The following is a 4,183-nucleotide window of genomic DNA, read 5'->3' on the forward strand; positions in this document are numbered from 1 at the left end:
TGACACAGTGCTGCGTTTTGCTCCTGTGGTCGACATGACGGAACCAGGAACGTATGAGTTGCGTGGTACCGTTTCCGATGGCCCCTTCAACTGGACCTCGCTGAACTTTGAGGGATTCTACTATAATATAGATGAAGGCATAGGTACCGAATCACTGGAAGTCAAAGCTCTTAGCGGCAGGACAATAGGCGCTGAGAACCTTGTGTATTCCACAGAAGCTCAGCAGGTAAGCTTTGACCACTCTGCCTGGGGACAGTTCGAAGTGATAGGGTTCCTTGCACAAAAATACTTTGCAGGCTATCCGGACAATGAATTCACCAGTTCTGTAAGCATGGTCTCCCAGGGTCAGCTTTCCAAAGTGCTGATAGATAACGATGATAAGAAATCAGTGTATCCCGGATCGGCACTGGTGCTGGAAGAAGGATATGTGCTTGAAGTGGTCGAGGTCGATCTCAATGGTGACAAAGTGCGTGTTTCGCTTAAAAAGAACGGAGAAGAAGTAGACACTTCTATTCTTGGGTCCAACAAAGACTATGTGTACAAAACTGAAATGGGTTCTTCTGATGATGTACCTCAGATAGCTGTCCATTTCAATGAGATCTTCAGGGGACGTGAATTTGATGCTATCTTTATACAGGGTATTTTCCAGATATCTGAGGACTATCTTACCCTTGAAGGTTCGGACAGGTTTGGTAGAATGGAGGTTGCCAGTATCTCAGAGGACGGTATCATTCTGGAGAACAGGAATTCCGTTTCGCTCACCAAGGATAATGTGATCGATCTTATGGGAGACATTTCTATCAAGGTGGCAGATTCGGATACACTGAGATACTATCCCTTTGTAATGACGACAACATCCTCATCCGAACAATTATCCATAGAAATGCCTGATACGATCACAGCGGGAACATCAGTGGATATCAAGGTAGTTTCTCAGGGAGCAGCTGTCGAAGGTGCTGTTGTGAAGTTTGACAACGTGCAGAAAGGAACGACATCTAACGAAGGTATACTTTCTGTGGTAGTGAGCGAGACCGGCACTTTCAAAGTGACTGCAGAAAAGGAAGGCTATGTTACAGGTACACTGAACGTCGAGGTAATATCTGCGGAAGATGCTACAAAGAAGCTTGACATAGAGGTCAGTCCCGAAACTGTATTTGCAGGAGATGCAATATCCATCTCTGTTAAGAAGGCAATAGGTGGAGAACCTGTGGGAGGGGCTGCACTTTACTATGATGGCAGCGCCATAGGCACCACTTCTGCAGAAGGTATGCTCTCATATACACCGAAAGATGCAGGTATACACAAGGTAAGAGTTGAAGCGAATGGTTTCCTTCCTGCAGAGCTGACCTTTGAGGTTGAGGCTGCAGAAAATATGTTCAGATATTCGGACCTTGTCGTTGATCCGGCTATAGCCGAACAGGGTATGCCTGTGACCGTCAGTGTGAACGTTGCCAATACTGGTACTTCTGCAGGTGAGGTCAAGGTGGAACTGTTAGTTAACGGCAATGTAACGGACACACAGAACATCTCCCTTGCAGCCGGCGAAGAAAAGACTGTAGAGTTCACAGCAGCAGGAGACCAGCCCGGTACGGTCGATGTGCAGATAGGTGATCAGAAGGGCTCATTTGACGTAACGCAGAAGGCTCCGTTCGTAGGAATGGTCGCAGCAATAGCCATAGTGATGATGGCTGCTGCATTCAGGGGCCGCAGGAACAAAGAATAAGGCACTTAAAGGAGGAGGTATTTTTATCCTCCTTTCTCTTTCTATTTTTTTTAATATCCTCTGAATATGCTTTCAGGTCATAGACAGAGCAGTATATACGTTCCAGATGCCTGTTGTCACAAAGTCTGCAGCCAATGCTGCAAGGAAAAGGCCCATTATTCTCGTGAATACAAGCATTCCGGTATAGCCTATATACTTATAGATACGCCGGGAGAACAGGAATATCACCAGGCACACTGCAAATGTGATCAATATACTAAGGATCACCATGGATTTCTGTATCATGAGATCGGTGCTTCCCATGAGCACGATCACCGTGGTGATAGTTCCAGGACCTGTCAACAGAGGCAATGCAATGGGGAATATCCAGATATCGGAACGGTCCTGTGATTCACTGATCTCGTTCTCAGTGATACTTTCCCTGGATACCTTTGCGAACATCATGTCCAGTGCTACATGGAACAACAGTATACCACCGGCAATGCGCAGCGAATCGACATCAATGCCGAAAAGGTCCAGCATCATCTTGCCGGTAATGGCAAAGAACAGAGCTATAATGCAGGCAAGGAACACGGCTCTTTTTGCAAGGATGTTCTTCTCCTCAAAGGTCATACGACTGGTAAGCGATATGAAAGTGACAACTCCGCTGATGGGATTCACTATCACGAAGATGGATATGAGCGTATATGTGAGAAAGGCCAGGTCATCCATTTTAGATCTGCGTTGAAGAGTTGTTGTTCAGGCTAACATGCTCTGCATGAATCATCCTTTAAATTGCACCGAACAGATAAAAGCCTTATTCTCACAACAAGAACGATCAAAGGCTGAAGATAGTTATTTTTCTTTTGAAAGGGCTTTTTTTACTATCTTCAACGCACAGAGGTCTCCGCACATCGAGCAGGCATCACTGCCGGTCACACGGCTTCCCCTGATAGTGCGCGCACGTTCACCGTCAATGGCCAGCCTGTACTGTTCTTCCCAGTCAAGCCTGTGACGTGCGTGTGACATCCTGTCGTCCATTGCACGAGCCCTTTCTCTTTGTCCTTCTTTAGTAATGTCTGCAGCATGTGCTGCAATTTTTGTCACGATGGTCCCTTCCCGTATGTCGCTTACCGTTGGCAATGCCAGATGCTCCGAAGGTGTGGTCATACACAGGAAATCTGCACCATACATGCCTGCAAGAGTCCCGCCTATGGCACCTGTTATGTGGTCATATCCGGGAGCTATATCCGTTACCAGAGGGCCCAGGAGGTAGACAGGAGCATCAAGGCACAGGTTCTTCATGGTCTTCACGCATGTCTCTATATCATTTACGGGTACATGTCCGGGACCTTCCACAAAGGATTGCACGTTAGCAGCACGTGCTCTTTTCACAAGTTCGCCCAAAGTGACGATCTCAGTGAACATTGCGCCATCGGATGCATCGTGGATACATCCGGGCCTCATACCATCCCCGAGGCTCACAGCCATATCGTGCTCATAGGCTATTTCGAGCAAATAATCGTATTCTGTGTAGAACGGGTTATCTTCCTGATTATGCAGCATCCATGCAAGAGTGAACGCACCACCACGGCTGACAACTTCAGTGATCCTCTCTCCTTTTTTGATCCATTCGAGAGAACTGAGGTTAACACCAGCATGCACAGTAACAAAATCCACGCCATCCTTTGCATGTTTTCTGACAGCATTGAACATATCATCGGATGTCATATCCACAACTGCTTTCCGGGATGATGCTGCCTGGTATATGGGCACGGAACCTATGGTGATATGCACAGCTTTCATGATTCTGGAGCGTATAGTGTCCAGATCCCCGCCTGTGGAAAGGTCCATGAGCGCATCGGCACCGAACTTTTCTGCAGTGCGCGCTTTTTCGATCTCATCTTCTACATTGATGTAGTCTCTGGAAGTACCGATGTTCGCATTGACCTTAGTGCTCATGTACCTGCCAATGCCTATCGGTCTTGAATCCCTTGCAGGGTTATCGGGTATGGCAATGATGCCTTTTGCCACACAGGAACGTACAAGGTCGGGATCGATACCTTCTTTTTTAGCTACTTCCTGTATCCGGGGAGCTATTATCCCCTTTTTTGCATCTTCCATGAGTGTCATTGCTATTCCCGTATGAACATGAAGATAAAAGCCTTTTGCTGATTCCGGGAGTTCTGTCTAACAAGGATATGTCATCATTATGAGTAGCATTATACACTTAATTATAGACAACCTTATATAGCAGGATGCCAAGTACTAATTAGCTGCGTGGAAAATGGCGCGGTAAGGTCGCGGTGGTACGATGACCCTGAGTGTTGAAAAAAGTTCATTAGTTTACGGTCTGGATATTTACGGGTTCCTTAAGGACATAAGGTTCGTCCTGTTGTTCTATGTGATAGGTGACCTGTTGACCACTATATATGCCATAGAGACCGGTCTTGCACAGGAAGGCAATCCGGTCGTATCTGC

The 4,183-nt window shown here is 46.7% G+C and carries 3 protein-coding genes; 1 reads left to right on the forward strand and 2 read right to left on the reverse strand.

Annotated elements, in window-relative coordinates:
• On the forward strand, nt 1–1,723 hold a 1,723-nt coding region (locus tag AB7U21_RS10835; protein WP_428388971.1), incomplete at its 5' end, for an S-layer protein domain-containing protein.
• A 72-nt stretch (nt 1,724–1,795) separates the two neighbouring features.
• Here the strand turns inward: AB7U21_RS10835 and AB7U21_RS10840 are convergent.
• The gene (locus AB7U21_RS10840) at nt 1,796–2,434 is read right to left on the reverse strand and encodes a MarC family protein (RefSeq protein ID WP_333786964.1); all 639 of its coding nucleotides are present in this window, start codon (nt 2,432–2,434) and stop codon (nt 1,796–1,798) included.
• Nucleotides 2,435–2,557: 123 nt separating this feature from the next.
• On the reverse strand, nt 2,558–3,835 hold the full coding sequence (gene thiC / locus AB7U21_RS10845) for a phosphomethylpyrimidine synthase ThiC (protein WP_428388973.1): 1,278 nt from the start codon (nt 3,833–3,835) through the stop codon (nt 2,558–2,560).
• Nucleotides 3,836–4,183 lie beyond the last annotated feature (348 nt).

This window comes from Methanomethylovorans sp. (genome assembly GCF_050177135.1).
Lineage (GTDB): Archaea > Halobacteriota > Methanosarcinia > Methanosarcinales > Methanosarcinaceae > Methanomethylovorans.

Bases quoted from the DNA above. Each gene is read 5' to 3' on its own strand.
- AB7U21_RS10840 (WP_333786964.1), bottom strand. From the start codon at position 2,434: ATGGATGACCTGGCCTTTCTCACATATACGCTCATATCCATCTTCGTG.
- thiC (WP_428388973.1), bottom strand. From the start codon at position 3,835: ATGACACTCATGGAAGATGCAAAAAAGGGGATAATAGCTCCCCGGATA.